Genomic DNA, 20,029 nt, shown 5'->3' with positions numbered 1-20,029 from the left:
TCAGCGCGCTTCTTTTTGGCGTCGGCACCGTACAATCGAAAGGGAGAAGGACCAGGGTCGCCAGTCGCCCGGATGTTGGCCGAGCGAGCCGCCCTGACCGATTGCCGGTCGAGGACTTCGAGCGGTGGAAACGCGCCTGACGTTTGAGATCCAGCCGCAGCCCGACGACGTAACGTGCGGGCCGACGTGCCTTGATGCCGTCTACAGCTACTTCGGCGACGAGATTCCCCTGGAGCAGGTCATCCGGGAAATTCCGCAGCTCGAAGGCGGGGGGACTCTGGCTGTCCTGCTCGGCAATCATGCGCTGAAGCGGGGTTATGAGGCGACGCTCTACACCTACGACCTGCGCACCTTCGACCCCACCTGGTTCACACCCGAAGCTCCCCACCTGGCCGAGAAACTGAAGGCCCAGGCGGCGATCAAGGAGAACGCAAAGCTGCGGATTGCCACCGGGGCCTATCTGGAGTTCCTTCGCCTTGGCGGACGCATCCGGATGCGCGACCTGAACGGGGCCTTGATCCGGCACTATCTGGAACGCCAGGTGCCGATCCTCACCGGCCTCTCGGCGACGTACCTGTACCGGATGCCCCGCGAGTTCGGCCCGAAGTCGGACCACGACGACATCCGAGGCGAACCGGCCGGGCACTTCGTCGTTCTTTGCGGATATGACCATAAGACGCGAGACGTCATGCTGGCCGACCCGCTCTGGCCCAACCCGCTGGCAGCCGACCATTATTACGTGCAAGGGATGGACCGGGTGCTCTCGGCCATTATGCTCGGGATCGTGACATACGACGCCAACCTGCTCATCGTCCGGCCCCGGCGCGCCGGCCGCTGATCGGCCCTGATTTCCGCGAGTGGAAGGACCCGCCTCGTGCCGACGCTCATCGTAACCGACAACACCACGGACTGGCCCTCCGAGCTGCCCGAGGTCGAGGTCGTCGATGCCTGGTCGTACCTGACCGGCGATCGATTCGCCGGGCTCCGTAACGCCAGGCTGTTTAATCTGTGCAAATCGTATCGCTATCAAAGTGCCGGGTATTATGTCTCGCTCCTGGCCGAGGCGCGGGGGCATCGGCCCTTGCCCTCGATCACAACGATTCAGGATATGAAATCCCCCGCGATGGTTCGGTTGCTGGGGGAAGATCTTGACGACCGCATTCAAAAAGACTTGCATCCGTTGCAGTCTGACGCGTTCACCCTGAGCGTCTACTTCGGCCGCAACCTGGCCAAGCGGTACGACACACTGAGCCGCCACCTGTTCGATTCCTTTCGAGCCCCCATGCTGCGGGCCCAGTTCAAGAAGATCGACGACCGCTGGCAGCTTCGGAGCGTGGCGGCGATCGGGGCTCGGGAGGTTCCCGAGCCGCACTGGCCGTTCGTCGCCGAGGCGGCCCGCGAGTTTTTCGCCGGCCGAAGGGGGTCGATCCGCCGCCGGGCGGCCTCGCGCTACGACCTGGCGATTCTCCGGAATCCGAAAGAGGCCGAGCCCCCCTCCGATGAGAAGGCGCTGCAGCGATTGACCCGAGCGGCCGAGGCGGTGGGCCTGGCCGTTGAGGTCATCGGCCCCGAAGATTACGGCAGGATCGCCGAGTTCGACGCCCTGTTCATCCGTGAGACGACCGCGCCGAACCACCACACCTACCGCTTCGCCCGACGCGCCGCCGGCGAAGGACTGGTGGTGATCGACGATCCCGAGTCGATCGTCCGCTGCTCGAACAAAGTCTATCTCGCCGAACTGCTCAAGCACCACAACATCCCGGCCCCGAAAACGCTGGTCGCCCACGAGGAGAACGTGGACGAGGTGCTCGAACAAATCGGCCTCCCCTGCGTCCTGAAACAGCCGGACAGCTCGTTCTCGCGAGGGGTCATCAAGGTCGAAACGCCTGAAGCCCTGCGCGACGAGCTGGCAAGGTTCTGGAAAGAATCCGATCTTGTGGTCGCGCAGGAGTATCTGCCCACGACGTTCGACTGGCGCATTGGCATTCTCGATGGCCAACCCTTATTCGCGTGCAAGTATTTCATGGCGCGAAAGCATTGGCAGATTATCAAGCGCGATGCCTCGGGCAAGAGTTCCTACGGCAAGTTTGAAACCGTGCCGGTGGAACTGGCCCCACGCAAGGCCGTTCGCCTGGCAACCCGAGCCGCCGAGCTGATCGGCGACGGACTTTACGGCGTGGACGTGAAGCAATCGGGCGATCAGTTCACGGTCATCGAGGTCAACGACAACCCGAACATTGAGGCGGGAGTCGAGGACGCGGTCCTCCGCGACGACCTGTATCGTCGTCTGGCCGATGTCTTCCTTCGCCGAATCGAGCGCCGCAAGGCCGGCTACGGCGGGGGGAATTCCCGACCATGAGCTTTCATCTGTTCGAGCGATTCGGGATCGAACTGGAATACATGATTGTCGATCGGGAAACGCTCGCCGTCCGGCCGATCGCCGATCGTCTGCTGGCCAGTGTCAGCCCCTCGGGCGAACCCGAATCGGAGGTGGACCTCGGCCCGATCTCCTGGTCGAACGAACTGGCCGCGCACGTCGTCGAGCTGAAGACGACCGAGCCGGTGGCGTCGCTGTCGGGCCTCGCCGGGCAATTCCAGGAGCATCTCGGCCGCATGGATGCGATCCTCGCGCCGATGGGTGCCTGCCTCTTGCCCACGGCAATGCACCCCTTGATGGACCCGAACACCGAGGCGAAACTCTGGCCGCACGACTTCGGCCCGATCTATCGGACGTTCGACCGCATCTTTGACTGCCGGGGGCACGGCTGGTCGAATTTGCAGAGCATGCACATCAATTTGCCGTTCTGTGGCGATGAGGAGTTCGCCCGGCTTCACGCGGCGATCCGCCTGATCCTGCCGATCCTCCCGGCCCTGGCCGCCAGCTCGCCGATCGTCGAAGGGCGCATCAGCGGCCTGCTCGACACGCGTCTGGAATTCTACCGGCACAATTGCCGACGGGTTCCCGAAGTGACCTGCCGTGTGATTCCCGAGCCGGCCTTCTCGCGGGCCGAGTACAATCGCCTGATCTTCGAACCGATGTACGCCGCCATTGCCCCGCTCGATCCCGAAGGCATCCTCCGCCACGAGTGGCTCAACGCCCGAGGCGCGATCGCCCGGTTCGACCGCTCGGCAATCGAGATTCGCCTGCTCGACGTGCAGGAATGCCCAAGGGCCGACCTGGCCATCGCGTCGCTTGTGGTCGAAGCGGTGCGGGGACTGGTCGAGGAACGCTGGTCCTCAACCGAGACGCAACGATCAATTCCCGTCGAGGTGCTGGAACCGATCTTCCTTGATTGTCTCCGCAACGGCGAGCGAGCCCGGATTGACGATCCCGCGTATCGTGATTGCTTTGGACTCGACGTGGCGATCGACGCCGGAGGGCTCTGGCGACGGCTCTTCGCTTCGCTCCGAACCACGACGGGCTTGATCTCCGAAGCAGAGGAGCCGCTGGAACTGCTCCTCGATCGCGGCCCGCTCGCCCGGCGCATCCTCGAAGCCGTCGGTCCCGAGCCCGACCGTTCGGCGATCGTCAGGACCTATGACACCCTTGGCCGATGCCTCCTCGACGACCGGCTCTTTCGTTGATCGAAGACGAGGCTCACGGTTTTCCCGGGTCCCAGATCGTGCCGGCGAGGTAGCGGTCGGGGCCGGTTCGGTCGTGATAGTAGTAGACCGAGAGGATCGTGCCGTCGGGGCGGACGACCGAGCGGACATAGCCGATGTCGGTGCCGCCCCCGTCGTCGCGGAGGGTGATGAGGTCGGACCAGGTCCGGCCGTTGTCCTGGCTCAGACGGGCTCGGATGCTGTACGGCTCGGCACGATGGGCGGTGATGAGGGCGAGTCGGCCGTCGGGCAATCGGACGAGGCTCGGCGGGTTCCCGGCACCGAGACTGGGTTCGGGCTCGCCGAGGAAGGTCCATGAGCGGCCGTCGTCGTGTGAGGCGTAGGCGTCGATCCAGCTTCGCTCCGAATCGCGCCGGCGGATGGTTGTCACCAGGTCGGTCGGGCCGACGCGAACGGTGCCGGGCATGATGGCGTAGCCGTCATCGGGCTCGGGACCGATGAAGGAAAGGAATTCCCAGGTCAGGCCGCCGTCTCGTGTCCGGGCACAAAAGGGGCGGCCCTCTCGGCCGTTCGACTGCTTCGAGGCGGTGGCGAAGATGTGGCAATCGCGGGGGCCGTTGACGACGTAATCGGTACGGGCCATCACCCCCGGCTGACCGAACAGGGGTAACGGATGCGGCCCTCGCCACGTTCGGCCGCGATCGTAGGAGTAATACCATCGCGAGACGCCGCCGTTGGCGTCGGCCATGCGGAGCGTCATGGCAAAGTCGGGGTGGGTGAAGTCGATCGGCTCAGCCAGGTCGATCAATGTTTCGTCGGGCACGCCGGGAGGCATGACGCCGTGCCTCATCCCGGAAGTGCCGACGAGCGCTCCGGGAGGCTGGGGAACCTCGACCGCCCAGGTTTTGCCGCCGTCGAGGCTCCGGGCGAGCAGGTAGTCCTCGGGCTTCTCGCGGTCGATGTGGTGGCGATCGCCCAGGTCTTTGTAGTATCCCCGACTGAAGCCGACGAGCACCTCATCGCCCCACGACCAGATGCCGTGATTGGCCGGCCAGCCGGCGAAGCGTCCCGGCTCTCGGTAAACGACGACATGTTCGAGAACGCTCGGCGCGGTGGCCGCATGCTTCTCGTCGTCCGCCTGGGATGGCGAGCCGAGCCAGACCGCGATCAGCAGGGCCATCGGCAGCCCTGGCCCTTGAAGGTTTGCCCGACGGTTGCAGTTGCTGGTTCGCATCACGGCGCTCCCGAATCGTCTTCCAACCGCGGCGAAAACACGCTCGCCATCCTCGATCGGGCAAACGCTTTGCTGAGGCAATACCTTGACCGGCCTCGGTCGAAGGGTCAAGGCGGCGCCGATCGCTCGCCGTCGCGTGATGGTTCGTGTCCGACTCGCCTCATGTCGTTTTTTTGAAGAAGGGTCGGATGAGTGTTGAATTTTTTCGAGAGGTGCGATCAAGATAAGGGTCGAAGCCGGGAGGAACCGAGGCAACGCGTCTCGCCGGTGAGATCGGAACACAAGGTTCGAGGACCGCGGAATCCGGGAGTGATCGCCAAGGCTGGGTCGAAGGTGCCCCGGCGGTCGAAGTCGTCTCGGAGCGGTTCAAGGAGGGCGGCACCGTGCGCATCGACCTCGGATCGGCGGGATCGTACTGCGATCGCGTGAGCCGGCGGAGCTTCCTGCAACTGGGCGTGGCCGGGATGGCCAGTGTCGGGTTGCCGGGCTTACTGGCGGCGAGAGAGGCTTCGGCCCAGCGAGGGCTGCTGAAGAAGGACACCTCGGTCATCTTGATCTGGCTTGACGGCGGGCCGGGTCACATGGACATGTACGACATGAAGCCGGAGGCCCCCGAGCAGTACCGGGGGATCTGGAAGCCGATCCCAACGGTCGTTCCCGGGTTCGAGGTCACCGAGCTGTTCCCGATGCAGGCCCAGCACACCGATAAGTTCTCAATCGTTCGGTCGCTCCATCACGACACCGGCGACCACTTTGCCGGGGCGCATCGCATCCTGACGACCAAGGAGATGGGCGTCTCGGGGGCGAACACGACGCCGAAGTTCCCGTCGCTCGGCTCGATCGTGGCGCGGGAGGTCGGCCCCCGCAAGCCGGGGATGCCTGCGTATGCGTCGGTTCCCATTGCCAGCAGTGTCGGCCTGAATCCGGGGTACTTCGGGGGCAACCTGCTCGGCATGCAGTACGACCCATACCAGCCGGGCGGCGACCCGAACGCGGCGAACTACACCGTCGGCGACCTGACCTTGAAGGCCGGGATGAGCATTGATCGCCTCGAAGATCGTCGCGCCCTGCGGCAGCGGCTCGACGACGCCCTGCGGCAGCGCGATGCCCTGCCGGTCGATACCTCGGTTGATCAGTTCACCGAGCAGGCGTTTGACTTCGTGACCGGCCCGGCCGCTCGCGAGGCGTTCGACATCAGCAAGGAAGACCCGAGGCTCCGCGACCGCTACGGCCGCCACTCTTGGGGGCAGAGCACCCTGCTCGCCCGGCGGCTGGTCGAGTCCGGTGTGACATTCGTCACCGTTCACCTGGGCGGCTGGGACCACCACTGGGATCTCGAAGCGGGGATGAACCGCTACCTGCCGATGGTCGACTCGCTCGTCTCGTCGCTCTTTGACGACCTACACCAGCGCGGCTTGCTCGACTCGACCCTGGTCATGCTCTGTGGAGAGTTCAGCCGGACGCCGAAGATGAACGACGGCGGCAACGGCGGGCCTCCCGGCAGCATGGGCACCCCGGGCCGAGACCACTGGGGCAACGCCATGTTTTGCCTGCTCGGCGGCGGCGGCGTGAAGGGCGGGCAGCTCGTCGGCTCGACCGACCGGCTCGGCCAGTTCCCGCACGATCGCCCGATTACGCCGTCGAACCTGCACGCGACGATCTATCACGTTCTCGGAATCGACCCCCACTTGCAGGTCCTCGATCAGCTCGACCGCCCGGTGTCGGTACTCGACGACCCCGAGCCGATTCACGAGCTGATCTGATCTGATTCGAAGAGCCGACCCTCGGCAATTCCACGGGCACCCCGCCGACTTGTGCGCGGTGCCCGTGGTCGTCACAATCGGCGCGGTGGCTGGCGTCGATGGTCGAGGCCGCCCCTTTGCTGCACATCGTGCGAGAAGGACCGGCCCGATGGTCATGCCGCTGGGTGACATGCACCCGACCCGGATCACTCCCTGGGTCAATTATGCGTTGATCGCCGCGAACATCCTCGTGTTCGTGCTCCAGGCGAGCCTGCCGGAGCAGTTCACCATTTCTTACGCGGCCACACCGTACGAGATCACCCGGAATGTCGATCTGACCGAGCCGGTCACGCTGGCCGTCGAGGTTGAGGTGCCCGACGCCTTCGGCAACGTCCGGATCGTCGAGCGCGAGGAGGTCTTGCCGCAAGGGGCGGTGCCGTTTCCGGTCTGGCTGACCCTGTTCTCGTCGATCTTCATGCACGGCGGGCTGGCCCACCTGGGCGGCAACATGCTGTATCTCTGGATCTTCGGCGACAACGTCGAGGAATCGCTCGGCCACGTTCGGTATGTGCTGGTCTATCTGGCGTGCGGCCTGGTGGCGAGCCTCTCGCACGTGGCGATCGGGCCGGATTCGATGATCCCGAGCCTCGGAGCCTCGGGGGCGATCTCGGGAGTGATGGGGATGTACCTCGTCTGGTTTCCGCAGAATCGCGTGCGAGTCCTGCTGGGACGGGTCATCACCACGATGCCGGCCTCGCTGGTCATCGGCCTCTGGATTGTGATGCAACTGGCCCTGGGCATCGGCGACCTCTCGACCTCAGGCCAGGGCGGCGGCGTGGCCTATGCGGCGCATGTGGGAGGGGCGGCGGCAGGCATCTTCTTCGGCCTGGCCTTCCGCAGTCGGGCCGAGCGGGGGGGCGAGGTGCCGCTGCAACTCGGCTGGGCCTCGCGTCAAACTCGATCCGGGTATCCTCCTCGCTAAGTGACCGGCCTGTTGCCTCATCGCGGCATCACAACCCGCACGATCGATTCTCCCGCCCGCGATCGTGAAGCCGCTTGCTGTTTGGCAGCGCGTACGTATCCCCCCAGGCCGAATAAGTTACTGGATTCGAGAGGATGCGGAACGACCGGCACGGAGGCCCGGAACGATGCGATTGCGCAACGGAGTGCGGGGTTCGTGCGTACTTCTGGCTCTCCTGCTCTGCGGAGGGGCCAGCCAGGCCGACGCCGACGAACAGTTTTATGTGCTGATCTTCGGCTCTCAGTCTCGCCCCAAGCTGCTGCGGTATACGCACACCTGGGCGACCTTCGTCCGCGCCGAGGGGGAAGGACCAGACCCGGCCGGCTGGCAAATTCAACATCACACCATCAGTTGGCTCCCCGCCACACTTGATGTGAAGGTCTGGAACCCAAGACCCGAGCCCGGAATCAACCTCGATCTGTACGAAACCATCGCCACAGTTCGAGGGTCAAACCAGCGGATCACCGCCTGGGGGCCGTTTCTCATCAATCGGAACGTCTATGAGCGCTCGCTCCGTGTCAAGCAAATTCTCGAAAGCGGCGAGGCCCAGTATCGGGCGATCAGCACGCCGGCAAACCTGTTGATCAGCGACTGCATCCACGCCGTCGCCGCGTGCGATTCCGTGTTCGGCCGGGAGCACTACCCCTTGATTCGGATTGGCAAGCCTGCGAGCCGGTTCATCGCCCGGGAGGTCATGACGCGCAGCCCGTTCGATCAAGCGACGTACGACCACTCCTGGCTCATCGACCGGATCGGCCTGGACCACCAGGTCAAGGTCGTCCCTCCCCGGCAGATTCCCAAGCGATCGTGTTTCCTGTGTCGATGTCCGGATGACCTTGTCATTCGATAACCCCCACCGCCCCCCTCGACGTGCGGGGAGTGGGGTGGGGAATTCCTCGACTTCCAGGCCATCACCTTGCAATCAGCCGACGGACACCGGCTGCGGCTTCTCGTGCGGTTGCGGTTCGGCTTCGATCTGGTCGATCCGTTCGGCCTCGGCGACCGTGCGATAGCCGAACAGACGAGCCAGGGCGTCTCGGGTCTGCAAGGCCAGGCTGAACAGCGTCGGCACGAGGATGATGGTGAACATCGTCGAGGCGATCAGGCCGCCAAGCACGACGCTGCCGAGCCCTCGGTACAATTCGCTGCCCGCTCCCGGAAAGAGGACCAGGGGCATCAGGCCGAGGACCGTGGTCGTCGTGGTCATGAAGATTGGCCGGATGCGGCCCCGCACGCTCTCGGCGATCGCCTCGGAGTAGGGCATCCCCTCCTCCCGGATCAGATTGAGCGCCTGGTGGACAATCAGGATCGGGTTATTGACCACCGTGCCGATGAGGATGACGAACCCAAGCATCGTCAACACGTCGAGCGGTTGCAGAATGAACAGATTAAGCAGGCTCAAGCCCGCCAAACCACCGACCGCACCGAGCGGAACACTGAGGATGATCACCAGGGGATAGAGCCACGACTCGAAAAGGGCCGCCATCAGAAGATAGGTGATAACCAGCGCCAGGAAGATATTGAACTGCAAGGATTTCCAGGTCTGCTGCAGCTTGTCGGCCGTGCCGGACAGGTTGATCCGGGTCAGGCCGTCGAGCTCTCCAGAGTCTTCCAGAGGCTTCACGATCTCCGACTGGATCAGCAACATGGCCTCTTCCAGGGCCATCTCGGCCGGGGGAGTGACCTCGATGGTGATGGCCCGCTGACGTTCGCGGCGGTTCACCTGCTCGGGGCCGGAGTTCAGGTTGATGTCGGCCACGGCCGTCAGCGGAACGAGCTGCCCGGTCGGCGTGGCAATGGCCAGTGATCGCAGGTCCTGGGTTCGCGCCGCGAACTGTTCCTTGCCGATCAGCGTCAGGTCGATCTTGTCGCCTTCCTCGTAGTAATCGGTGGCATAGGCACCATCAACGAGGGCATCGACGGTGTAGCCGAGGTCGGCGGCATTGACCCCCAGGTCGGCGGCCTGTTCCCACTTGGGAATGATGTGAACCTCGGGGCTCGACAGATCGAGGCTGGGAACCGGCCGGGCCTGGACATTCGGGATCAACTGGTTGACCTGGCCAATCACTCGACCACCGAGGGCAACGAGCTTCTCCAGTTCCGGCCCGACAATTTCGATGTCGATGGTTCGCCCGGCGGTCAGGCCTTGCTCGAACAGGCTCGACTGCTTGGCCACGAGGACGATGCCGGGGATATCCTTGGACACCCCTCGGAGCAAGGGGACCAGCTCGCCGGCCCGGAGCGGATCGGCCGAGCGAACGCCCATGAAAATCTGTCGCCCTCGGGCGACGAAGAAGAAGTCGCTGATGACGGGATAGTCCAGCGCCTCGGCCTCGGGGCTGCCCGGCTCGACATCCCAATAGGGCCGGAGCGACTCCTGGATCTCCTCGCCCATCTCGACCAGTTGGTCAAGGTTGTAACCCGGCGGAGGGAGCAAGATCCCGGCGACGAGGTTCCGGTTGCCCGAAGGGAGGTATTCGACCCTCGGCATCAGGACCCAGCTCAGGATGATCGCGCCGCCCACAAGGATCCCCACCGTGGCGAGCCGTCGGATCACCCCGCGCTGGAGCCAGAGGTTCAGGCCGACCACCGTCGCCACGAACGCCCTGCCAAAGGCGTCGAGCGGGGCGATCACGAGCCGGCGAAGGGGCCAGGTCACCACCTGCTTGATCCGATCGGCGAGCTGGGGCCGAGCCGCCGGTCGGGGATGACCGTTGCTGCCGGGGCCGCCGTTCTGGTGCGTTCCCGCGACCTTCGCCGCCAGGCTCGAGCGGGGCCGATCGCGCATGATCGCCGCCGCGGCCGTGGGAATGACCGTGATCGAGACGATCAACGACAGGCCGACCGCCGCGCTAATGGCCAGGGCAATATCGCGGAACAACTGGCCAGCTTCTTCCTGCACGAAGACCACCGGCAAGAAGACAGCCAGCGTGGTCAGGGTCGATGACAAGACCGCCCCCCAGACCTCCCGAGTCCCTCGAACCGCAGCCACGAAGACCCGATCCCCTCGCTGGTAGTGCTGATAAATATTCTCAAGCACCACCACCGCGTTATCGACCAGCATGCCGACAGCGAACGCCAGACCGGCAAGACTGATGACGTTGAGCGAGCGGCCCAGAAGATTGAGGATCAGAAAAGTGCCGATGATCGAGGTCGGAATTGCCAGACCGATCACGAGGGTCGAGCGCCCACTGCGCAGGAACACAAGCAGAACGGCCACCGTCAACAAACCGCCGACGACGATATTCGACTGAACTAATCCAATCGCTGAATAAATGTATTCAGTTTCGTCGTAAACCTGCATCAGTTCGAGGCCACGCGATCGGAGCGGGCCTTCGTTCAGCTCTTCCGTCGCTTCGCGAAGGCCCGCCATGACGTCGAGTACGTTGGCACCCGTCTCACGCTGGGCGTTGATGGCGATCACCGAGGTGCCGTAGCGCCGGACCATGCCCTCGGGCTTGCGATAGCCGATCTGGACGTCGGCCACGTCTCGGACGTAAACGGGCCGGTCATCCCGTCGGGCGATGATGACCGCCTCGACCTGCTCCGGGCTCCGGAACTGCCCGAGGGTCCGGACGACGTAGCGTCGTTTGCCTTCCCAGAAGTCGCCGCCGGAGGTATCGACATTCTGCCGCCGCAGGGCGTCGCGTACGTCCACGATCGTCAGTTCGCGCGCGGCGAGCCGCTCGGGATCGACCACCACCTGCATCTCGATGGTTCGCCCACCGTTGACGTTGGAGTTCGAAACGCCCGGCACCCGTTCGAACCGGGCCTCGATCACGTCTTCGGCGAACCGGCGGAGGGTCGGGACGTCGATCTCCTCCGGCAGGAGTTCCTTGATCTCGGGATGTTCTTCGGCCGCGAACCGCAAGCGCCGGAGCTTCAGGCCGATGTGAGCCGTCTTCAGGGCCGGAGCGAGCGCCTCGGCCAGTTCCGGGTGTTCCTCGGAAAAGGCGAGGATTTCTTCATTGCTGGGGGGCACCTGGCCCAGAATGAACCAGGCGATCGGCCGGTCGGAGAGGCTGGCGGTACTCACCACCGGCTCGTCGGCGTCGATCGGGTACGTCGGCACCTGTTGCAGGCGGGTGTTGACCTTCAGCAAGGCCTCGGCCATGTTCGTGCCGACCGGGAATTCCAGGGTAATCGTCCCCAGCGAGGTGGACGACTCCGAGGACATCTTCGTCACGCCCTCGACGCTCTTGAGCTGATCTTCCTGCTCCTGGACAATCTGCCGCTCAATTTCCTGAGGACTCGCGCCGGGCCATCGGGTTTCGACGCTGATCGTCGGAACCTGGACCTCGGGCGTCAACTGCGTCGGCATCGTGACCAGGGCGATGCCGCCGAAGAGGGCGACAAGCAAGACGCCAACCGTCACCTTCACCTTGTTCTTGACGCAGGCGGCGACCAGATCGGCCCCGCCCTGCTCGATCAGCTCGTTGGGTTTCATGGGTCGACGTTGCTCCTCCAGTTCGGTCGATCGAGCGGGCTTGGGGGTCGGCGTGATGCGGAGAAAAACGGGGCGGGAACGGTGTCCATCCGGCAGCGAGGCGATTCGGAGGGAAAACGACCGAATGATTGATTCTGGCCTGAGATCCTGGTCCGCTGCCTCATCCCAGGGGTCATCGGGATGTCAGCCGCCGCTGCTGACGGCGGCGACATCGTCGGGGGTCGCGTCGGCAGGAGGGGGTTCGGATGGTGCGTCGGCTTCAACCTCGATCGTCCGAAGAACGCGAACCTCCTGGCCGGGCCGGAGGCGTTCATTGCCTTGCACCACCACGCGTTGATCGGCCTGCAACGGGCCAGTCACTTCGACGAGCGCCCCGGCGGCCACCCCAAGGGTCACGGGAACGGGCTGAACCGTGCCCAGCGCCGGGTCGTTGCCATCGGAGGCAGGCTCGAAGACGAAAACGCGGGGACTGGGGCCGCCGAGGACCAGGGCGTCTTTCGGCACCAGGAGGGCCGGATGCTCGGGGCCGACGGGAAGGGTCACGCGGGCAATCATCCCGGCCTTGAGAATCGGAGTGCCGTGGACGTCTTCATTCGTCAGGCGAACCTTGACCGGGAAGCTTCTCGACCGCAAATCGGCCTGAGGCACCACCAGGGCGACGGCTCCGGTGAAGGCCTTGTCGGGCAGAGATGAAACCTCGACGCGCGCCGACGTGCCGACGGAGATGTAGCGGATGTCGTCCTCGACCACGCTCGCTTCCACGTCCACGCGGTCCAGTTCAACGAGATCCACCACCGGGTCTCCCCGGCCGAGCCACTGGCCGACCTCGGTATGCTCGGTCACGACGTAGCCGGTGAAGGGGGCGACGATGGTATGTTCGGCCAGGCGGTCTTCGAGCCGATTGATCACTTCTTCCTGCGCCGCAACCTTGGCCCGAGCCCGAGCCACCTGTTCGACCCGGGGGCCGGCGATCAGCAGATCGAGCGCGGCCTGAGCCGAGTTGTAGGCTTGCTCGGCGGCCTCGGCGTTGGAGACGACCTCGTCGAGTTCCTGGGCGCTGGCCTGTCGATTCCGAATTAGCCCCTCGATGCGTCGTCGGGCAGCCTGGGCGAAATCGCGAAGGGCGGCGGCTCGGGCCAGCTCGGCTCGGCCTCGTTCCAGTTCCTCTGGTCGGGTGCCGTTCTCCAGTTCGGCCAGTTCTTGCCGCATGGCCTCCAGCTCGGCCCGAGAACCGTCAAGCTCGATCTCAAGGGTTCGAGTTCTCAGCTTCGCCAGGGGCTGGCCGGCCTCGACCCGTTCCCCCTCATCGACGAGGAACTCGGCGACCCGCTCCTCAACCGTGCTGCCGACGGTACTCTCACGAACCGGCACGACCGAACCGACAAAGCTGCGTCCATCGGCCACCGACCGGCTGACGACGGTCGAAACCGCCACCGGGGTCGGCCCGGTTTGCTGGGCCGACGACACGGCTCCGGCCGTCAGGGCCATGAACATCGCGGCTGCGGCCTGCGGAACGCGAAGATTTAGTCGGTTCTGGCCTCGGGCAATCATGGGCGAGGGTCCTCGGCAAGGGCGGGCGTGGTCGTCGGTGGGACGACGGCGGGGGATTCGGGGGCGTGGTCGGCAAGGGCGGGCGAGAGGTCTTCGGCAGGCGGAGTCGGCCGGGTCAGGTTCCCTCGGATGCGTTCGAGGCCGGCGAAGAGCTGATGCAGCTCCTCATCGGAGAAGCCCTCGGCGGCTCGGGACCGGACCCGACGCGCTGCCAGGGCGATCCGCTCCCAGACCGGCTCGACCCGATCGGTCAGCCGCAAGAGCTTCCGACGGCGGTCTTCCCGGCAGGGGGAGCGTTCGAGCCAGCCGTCCCGCTCCATTCGATCGATGATTCCGACCAGCGTCGGCGGCTCGATCCGCATGCGCTCGGCCAGTTCGCCTTGCGCAAGCGGCCCTTCGAGCACCAGCCAGCCGAGCACCTGCCACTGGCGATAGGTGATGCCGTGCGGCGCCAGTTCTTCGTTCAGGGCCCGCTCCATCGCCAACGACGTGGAACAGACCGAGTAAATCAGGCTTTGTTCGAAGTCGTAGCGAAGCACGCACCACCACGAGATCAAGGAGAACACGATAAGGAGGGAGGCACCAGGCACCGGGCCAATCCTTGCGGGGGGATCGGTCGGGCCTCAGGTTCCGTCTCTTTGAAGTAGGCGTCGGCGGGATAGTTTGTGGGCTAACGATCTCGTCAACCTATGTTATACAACGCCAGGCAAGGGATCGGCCAGAGGGTGGCGAGGAGGGACGGAGAAGCCTTGAGGGCACGTTCCTTGCGAGGTTTGGGGAGTCAAGTTACGATTCAACGCGGCAAACTGCCCCGTGGTTGGTGGTTTGAGTTTTTTCCCTTGCGAGCAGGTGGCCTGGCCGATGCATGCCTTCTTCGAGGCCACGAATCATTATTTTGAGCACGCGGCGTCGATTCTCGGCCTGTCCGAGAACATGAAGGTCTTGCTGGCCACTCCCGAGCGTGAGCTTCGGGTTGAGGTGGCCATCGAAATGGACTCGGGCCAGATCGGGAACTTCATCGGTTACCGGGTCCAGCACGACAACGCCCGGGGGCCGTTCAAAGGGGGCCTGCGCTATCACCCGACTGTCGATGAAGACGAGGCCCGATCGCTCGCCAGCCTGATGACCTGGAAGACGGCCGTCGTTGACTTGCCCTACGGCGGCGGCAAGGGGGGCGTCAACTGCGACGTGACGAAGCTCTCCCGCGCCGAGTTGGAGCGGATCACCCGGCGGTTCGTCCAGCAGATTCACGACTTCATCGGGCCGGACAAGGACATCCCCGCGCCCGACGTCGGCACCGACGCGCAGGTGATGGCCTGGATCATGAACGAGTACGGCAAGTATCACGGCCATCAGCCGGCGGTGGTCACGGGCAAGCCGGTTGAGCTGCACGGCTCGCTCGGCCGCGAAAGCGCCACAGGCCACGGCGTGGCAATCATCGCCCGAGAGTTCCTGCAACACACCTGGAACCGGCCGGTCGAGGGAACGACCGTGGCCGTTCAGGGGTTCGGCAACGTCGGCAGTTTCACGTCACGCGAGCTGTACGACATGGGGGCGAAGATCGTCGCCGTCTCCGACGCTTACGGCGGTGTCTGCAACCCCGAGGGGCTCGACATTCCAAGCCTTCAGCAGCATGTGGCCGCCCACCGCAAGGTCGTCGGCTTCTCCGGTGGAGACTCGTGCACCAACGAGCATTTACTGGGGATGGAGGTCGATGTGCTCATTCCCGCCGCGCTCGGGGGCGTCTTCGATGCCGAGCTGGCCGAGGAGGTCCAGGCCCGAGCCATCATCGAGGCTGCCAACAGCCCCACCTGGCCCGAGGCCGATGAGGTCTTTCACCGCCGCGAGATTCCGGTCGTGCCCGACATCGTCGCCAACGCCGGCGGGGTGATCGTCAGCTACTTTGAGTGGGTGCAAAACCTCCAGCACTTCCGCTGGTCGATCGACCAGATCCGCGCCGAGCAAGACCGCCGCCACGTCGAGAGCTTCGCCGCCGTTTTCGATCTCGCCCGACGCCAGGGGGTCAGCCTCCGCACCGCCGCCTTTGTGCTCGGGATTCAGCGCGTCGGCCGGGCCAAGGTACTGGCGGGCATCTAACCGGGTCGCAACCCCTTGTCGCCTCGGAACGTGCCCATCCGACTTCCGTCGCCGGAAATGGGACTTTCGGGACCGTCGTCCTGAGCGATCTGGGGATGAGCGAGCGCCTGAGCGTTTTCATGGCCGCTGCGACTGGAGCAGAGACTCGAGCATGAGAGAGGCAGGTGGTGCCCCCCCCTACTGGAGTCAGGACGCCTCCGCGCTTGCGGCGACCCTCGGCGCGGGGCTGGACGGTCTGACAACCGATCAGGCCACGACCCAGCTTGCTCGGATCGGCCCCAACAGTGTCGAAGACTCGTCCCGGTCGAGCACGATTCGGTTGCTGGCGCACCAGTTCGAAAGCCCGCTTGTCCTGATCCTCGCGTTCGCAATCGCAATCTCCCTGATGCTCCAGCAATGGGTGGACGCCGCGATTATTCTGGCGATCGTCCTCGGGAGTTCGCTTCTCAGTTTCTTTCAGGAGTATCGGGCATCGACGGCGGTCGAGGAGCTGAAACGCCGCCTCGCCCTGAGGTGCCGCACGGTTCGGGACGGGGTGGAGCAGGACATACCGGTCAGCGCGCTCGTACCCGGTGATCTTGTGCTGCTATCGGCAGGCGATCTGATCCCGGCCGACGGCCTCATCATCGAGGCGACCGACTTTCTCGTCAGCGAAGCGAACATGACGGGAGAGTCGTTCCCGGTCGAGAAGCGACCGGGGATAGTTCGCCCGGATGTTCCCATCACGGAGCGGACCAACGCGGTCTTCCTCGGAGCTTCGGTGCAGAGCGGCACGGCGAAGGTCCTCGCCGTCAAGACGGGCCGTCGAACCGAGTTCGGAACGATCGCGGCCCGGTTGAGGGCTCGTCCGCCCGAGACCGATTTCGCGAGAGGCGTGCGACGCTTCGGCGAGTTGCTCATCCGGGTGATGATCGTCATCGTCCTGTTCGTGCTGACGGTCAATCTGCTCCTCGACCGGCCGCTGATCGAGTCGCTCCTGTTCGCCGTGGCACTGGCGATCGGCCTGTCTCCCGAGTTGCTCCCAGCAATTATCAGCGTGACCCTCTCTGCCGGTGCGCGAGCGATGAGCAACCGCGGCGTCATCGTTCGCCACCTCGACGCGATTGAAAACCTGGGGAGCATGGACGTTCTTTGCACGGACAAGACCGGCACGCTGACCGAAGGCACCATCCTCCTGAGCAACACCCTCGACGCCGCAAACCGGCCTTCGAGTGAGGTTCGACGGCTCGCCTTCCTCAACGCCGCCTTCGAAACCGGCATTGGGAACCCCCTCGATGCGGCGATTGTCGCCGCGGGCGAGCGCGCCGGGTGCTCGACCCGGGGCCTCACCAAGGTGGATGAGATCCCCTACGACTTCGTGCGTCGGCGGCTCACCATCGTGCTGGCGGAGGACGAGCCCGCGGCCCAGCATCTCATCATCACGAAGGGGGCCTTTGCCAACGTGCTCGACATCTGCTCGACGCTCGACCGCGAGGGCCTTGAGGTCCCGCTCGACGACACGAGCAGGGCGGAACTGGCCGAGACGTTCCGGGCCAAGGGGGCCGAAGGCTTCCGTGTCCTGGCCGTGGCCACGCGCAGGATCGAGGCCAAGCACGACTACAACCGCGACGACGAACACGGCATGACCTTCCGGGGCTTCCTCGTCTTCCACGACCCTCCCAAGGCCGATGCGCAACGCACGATCCACGACCTCAACGCCCTCGGCATCCGCACCAAGGTGATCAGCGGAGACAATCGCTATGTGACGGCGCACCTGGCGGAGGCCGTCGGACTCGACCCGAAGTCGATGATCACCGGCGCCCAGCTCGCGAAGCTCAAGGACGAGGCATTGTGGCACCTCGCGCCCCAAACCGATCTGTTCGTTGAACTGGATCCGCAGCAGAAGGAACGGATCGTCCGCGCGCTCCAGCGAACCGGCCACTCGGTCGGTTATCTGGGGGACGGTATCAACGATGCGCCGGCCCTGCATGCGGCCGATGTCGGGATCTCGGTCGAAGGGGCCGTGGACGTCGCCCGAGAGAGCGCCGATATCATCCTGCTGAGCCGCGATCTGGACGTGCTGCGATCGGGCGTGCAGGACGGCAGGCGGACCTTCGCCAACACGCTCAAGTACATCTCGATCACCACCAGCGCGAATTTCGGGAACATGGTGAGCATGGCATTGGCGACGCCGATCCTGCCCTTCCTGCCGCTGGCCGCCAAGCAGATCCTGCTCAACAACTTCCTCTCCGATATCCCTTCGGTTGCCATCTCAAGCGACAATGTCGACCCCGACCGGGTCTCTCAACCGCAGCGCTGGAGTCTCCGCGAGATTCAGCGGTTCATGATCGTGTTCGGGCTGATCAGCTCGGTCTTCGATCTGCTGACCTTTGCCGTTTTGCTGCTCGTCTTCTCAGCGAACAAGGCGACCTTCCAGACCTCCTGGTTCATGATTTCATTGTTAACCGAGCTGGCGGTTGTCCTCGTCCTGCGAACGCGCAAGCCCGCGTTCCGAAGCATTCCCAGTCGCTTATTATTCTGGTCAACGCTTACGGTCGCTGCCGCCACCTTCACGATTCCGTTCCTCGGGGAGCCGAGCACACTCTTCGGGTTCGTGCCGCTCTCGGCCCTGCAACTGGGAGTCGTCATCAGCATCGTGCTCGGGTATGTGGCGACGACCGAAGCGGTCAAGACGCGGGTCTTCCGGTGGGAACACCCCCCGCACCCTTGACCGAATCTTGGCCCAGACCGAACTGAAGACCGCGCCCCGCCTTCAACCCGTTACGCGAGGGACGTCCACGGTAACGGGGAGGCGGCGAGGCAGAATCGGCCGTTTGGCGTTATCGCTTCAGCTCGTAGAGATTCAGGTGCTCCATCGCGTCGACGATCCAGGGGTGGCTCCACGGCTGTTGCAGGCCGTATCCCGTGTTGAAGACGGCGAACCCGAGCGCCGCCAGGGTCAGCCAGCGAACCCAGGGACGATGTTGCCCCCCTTCCAGCCCCAGCGGCAGCAAGATCAGCCAGAACGGGAAGAGCCAGAAGAGCCAGCGCGCCCCCTGGGTCGAGCCGCCGTAGTTGTGCGTCTGCCACACATAGAAGGCCAGGATCGCCGCCGTCAGCACCAGGGTCAGCCACGAGAAGGTCCGTAGCCGAGCATCGATCCCGAACATGCTGCGGAACATCGCCCAGAAGGAGAACAGGACGACCGGCGTCAGCGAGAAGATCCCGTGGTGGCCGATCGTCAGGTGCAGGAGGTACACCCACCAGGGCTCGGGGTTCTGGTCGAACCAGTCCATGGCCAAGGGGGTCAGCCAGTAGCTGCCGGGGTAGCGATAGGGGGAATCGGGGCCTTCCTCCGAGAACTTCGCATAGACGGGGGTCCATTCACCGGTCGCAAGGTAGATCGTCCCCAGAAAGGCGAGAATCGGCACCAGAGCCGCCGGTACGAAGGCCGTGAACGTCTTCCCCGGCGCCTTGACCACCATCAACAGGAACAGCAAGACCCCAAACAACGCCGCCGGCAACTCGTTGCACGCGGCGAAGGCCCCGAAGAACCCGGCCACGACGAAGTATCCCCAGTGGGTCCGCCCGTCGTCCCAGATCCGCAGGAACGCATAGAGCGCGAAGAAGGCGCTCCAGGCCGCGATCGTGTGGTTATTGAGCGTTGTCGAGAAGATGACGAGATTGGTTCCCAACCCCGCCGCCGCCATCGCGAGGAACCAGGCCCAGTCGTTGCTGGCGTAACGGTCGAGCAGACGAGCGTAGAGGATCAGCATCACCAGCATCGGCACGACATTCAGCGCCACGACGACCGGATTGAAGTAGAGCACCTGCACGGGCCACTCGACCGGCTCCTCAGGAGTGATGTCGATGACCCGGTAGCCGCGTTCCTCGTCGACTTCGAGAATCCGGTTCGGATCGCTCGGCGGATCGTCGGAGAGGCTCTGCACTTCCATCCGGAGCGACCGTTCCTGCTCAATCTTCGCATCAAGCGGGACGCCGGTGATCGCCCGGGCCGGGTAGAGCATGCCGGCAATGAGCGTCGGCAAGAGCGGCGGCTTGCTCGAATAGAACCGCTTGACCGGTTCTTCCCCTTCCGGGGGGAACGGCTCGGGGATCAGGACCTTGTCTTGCGTGCCGAGCTGCCACGGGCACTCGTCAATCGCATAGGTGCCGCGTTCCAGGAGCGACCAGACGGTACACCATCGTGAGATGTCGTTGGCGCTGATCATCGCCTTCTGCTTGAGCGTGGCGCCGAGCATCAAGGCGACTGAAACGACAATGAGGATCTGCCCCACTGCCCGACGGGTCGGGCTTCTCGGGGGCCTCATCTTCGGGTCGTCGGGCTCCATGTAAACGGTGTCGGGCAGCTCGGAGTACGCCATCGGATCGCG

General features: G+C 64.6%; 13 protein-coding genes. 8 read left to right on the top strand and 5 right to left on the bottom strand.

Going from position 1 to position 20,029, the window contains the following annotated elements; all coding sequences use genetic code 11:
- Positions 1-124 precede the first annotated feature (124 nt).
- The 3 genes from GA615_RS01110 to GA615_RS01100 are packed head-to-tail and all read left to right on the top strand — an operon-like array spanning position 125 to position 3,585.
- Positions 125-838 (top strand): C39 family peptidase, encoded by a 714-nt coding sequence (locus GA615_RS01110; protein ID WP_152049413.1) that lies wholly within the window; start codon positions 125-127, stop codon positions 836-838.
- Positions 839-874: 36 nt separating this feature from the next.
- A complete protein-coding gene (locus GA615_RS01105) occupies positions 875-2,359 on the top strand; it encodes a RimK family protein (protein WP_152049412.1) in 1,485 nt (494 codons plus the stop codon).
- Positions 2,356-3,585 carry a carboxylate-amine ligase gene (locus GA615_RS01100; protein WP_152049411.1) on the top strand — a complete coding sequence of 410 codons (1,230 nt, stop codon included), beginning with the start codon at positions 2,356-2,358 and terminating at the stop codon, positions 3,583-3,585. The genes GA615_RS01105 and GA615_RS01100 overlap by 4 nt, the downstream gene beginning before the upstream one ends.
- 13 nt (positions 3,586-3,598) lie before the next feature.
- Here GA615_RS01100 and GA615_RS01095 read toward each other — a convergent pair whose 3' ends face one another.
- Positions 3,599-4,798, bottom strand: coding sequence for a sialidase family protein (locus GA615_RS01095; RefSeq protein WP_152049410.1), 1,200 nt, complete (start codon positions 4,796-4,798; stop codon positions 3,599-3,601).
- A gap of 383 nt (positions 4,799-5,181) precedes the next feature.
- Here GA615_RS01095 and GA615_RS01090 point away from each other — a divergent pair, with 383 nt between their 5' ends.
- The 3 genes from GA615_RS01090 to GA615_RS01080 all read left to right on the top strand — a co-directional run bounded on the left by GA615_RS01090 (position 5,182) and on the right by GA615_RS01080 (position 8,411).
- Positions 5,182-6,561 (top strand): DUF1501 domain-containing protein, encoded by a 1,380-nt coding sequence (locus GA615_RS01090; protein WP_201750071.1) that lies wholly within the window; start codon positions 5,182-5,184, stop codon positions 6,559-6,561.
- 148 nt (positions 6,562-6,709) lie between these two features.
- Positions 6,710-7,522, top strand: a complete 813-nt coding sequence (locus GA615_RS01085) for a rhomboid family intramembrane serine protease (RefSeq protein ID WP_152049409.1) — start codon at positions 6,710-6,712, stop codon at positions 7,520-7,522.
- A 166-nt stretch (positions 7,523-7,688) separates the two neighbouring features.
- Positions 7,689-8,411 carry a hypothetical protein gene (locus GA615_RS01080; protein ID WP_152049408.1) on the top strand — a complete coding sequence of 241 codons (723 nt, stop codon included), beginning with the start codon at positions 7,689-7,691 and terminating at the stop codon, positions 8,409-8,411.
- Positions 8,412-8,483: 72 nt separating this feature from the next.
- Here the strand turns inward: GA615_RS01080 and GA615_RS01075 are convergent, their stop codons facing one another.
- From GA615_RS01075 to GA615_RS01065, 3 genes are all read right to left on the bottom strand, one after another.
- Positions 8,484-12,008 (bottom strand): efflux RND transporter permease subunit, encoded by a 3,525-nt coding sequence (locus GA615_RS01075; protein ID WP_152049407.1) that lies wholly within the window; start codon positions 12,006-12,008, stop codon positions 8,484-8,486.
- Between the two features lie 183 nt (positions 12,009-12,191).
- Complete coding sequence (locus GA615_RS01070) at positions 12,192-13,559, bottom strand: efflux RND transporter periplasmic adaptor subunit (RefSeq protein WP_152049406.1); 1,368 nt, start codon at positions 13,557-13,559, stop codon at positions 12,192-12,194.
- Positions 13,556-14,149: a MarR family winged helix-turn-helix transcriptional regulator gene (locus GA615_RS01065; RefSeq protein ID WP_201750070.1), complete on the bottom strand. Its 594-nt coding sequence runs from the start codon at positions 14,147-14,149 to the stop codon at positions 13,556-13,558. Before GA615_RS01065 ends, GA615_RS01070 begins: the two co-directional genes overlap by 4 nt.
- Positions 14,150-14,420: 271 nt before the next feature.
- Here GA615_RS01065 and GA615_RS01060 point away from each other — a divergent pair, with 271 nt between their 5' ends.
- A complete protein-coding gene (locus tag GA615_RS01060) occupies positions 14,421-15,656 on the top strand; it encodes a Glu/Leu/Phe/Val family dehydrogenase (RefSeq protein ID WP_152049405.1) in 1,236 nt (411 codons plus the stop codon).
- Between the two features lie 151 nt (positions 15,657-15,807).
- Positions 15,808-18,366 (top strand): magnesium-translocating P-type ATPase, encoded by a 2,559-nt coding sequence (gene mgtA, locus GA615_RS01055; protein WP_152049404.1) that lies wholly within the window; start codon positions 15,808-15,810, stop codon positions 18,364-18,366.
- Between the two features lie 109 nt (positions 18,367-18,475).
- Here the strand turns inward: mgtA and GA615_RS01050 are convergent, their stop codons facing one another.
- Positions 18,476-20,020 carry a hypothetical protein gene (locus GA615_RS01050; RefSeq protein ID WP_235904964.1) on the bottom strand — a complete coding sequence of 515 codons (1,545 nt, stop codon included), beginning with the start codon at positions 20,018-20,020 and terminating at the stop codon, positions 18,476-18,478.
- Positions 20,021-20,029: the final 9 nt, after the last annotated feature.

Origin of the sequence: Tautonia marina (genome assembly GCF_009177065.1) — a bacterium.
GTDB classification, from domain to species: domain Bacteria; phylum Planctomycetota; class Planctomycetia; order Isosphaerales; family Isosphaeraceae; genus Tautonia; species Tautonia marina.
The sequence above is the reverse complement of the archived record's forward strand: the minus strand, read 5'-3'. Positions and strand labels throughout refer to the sequence as shown.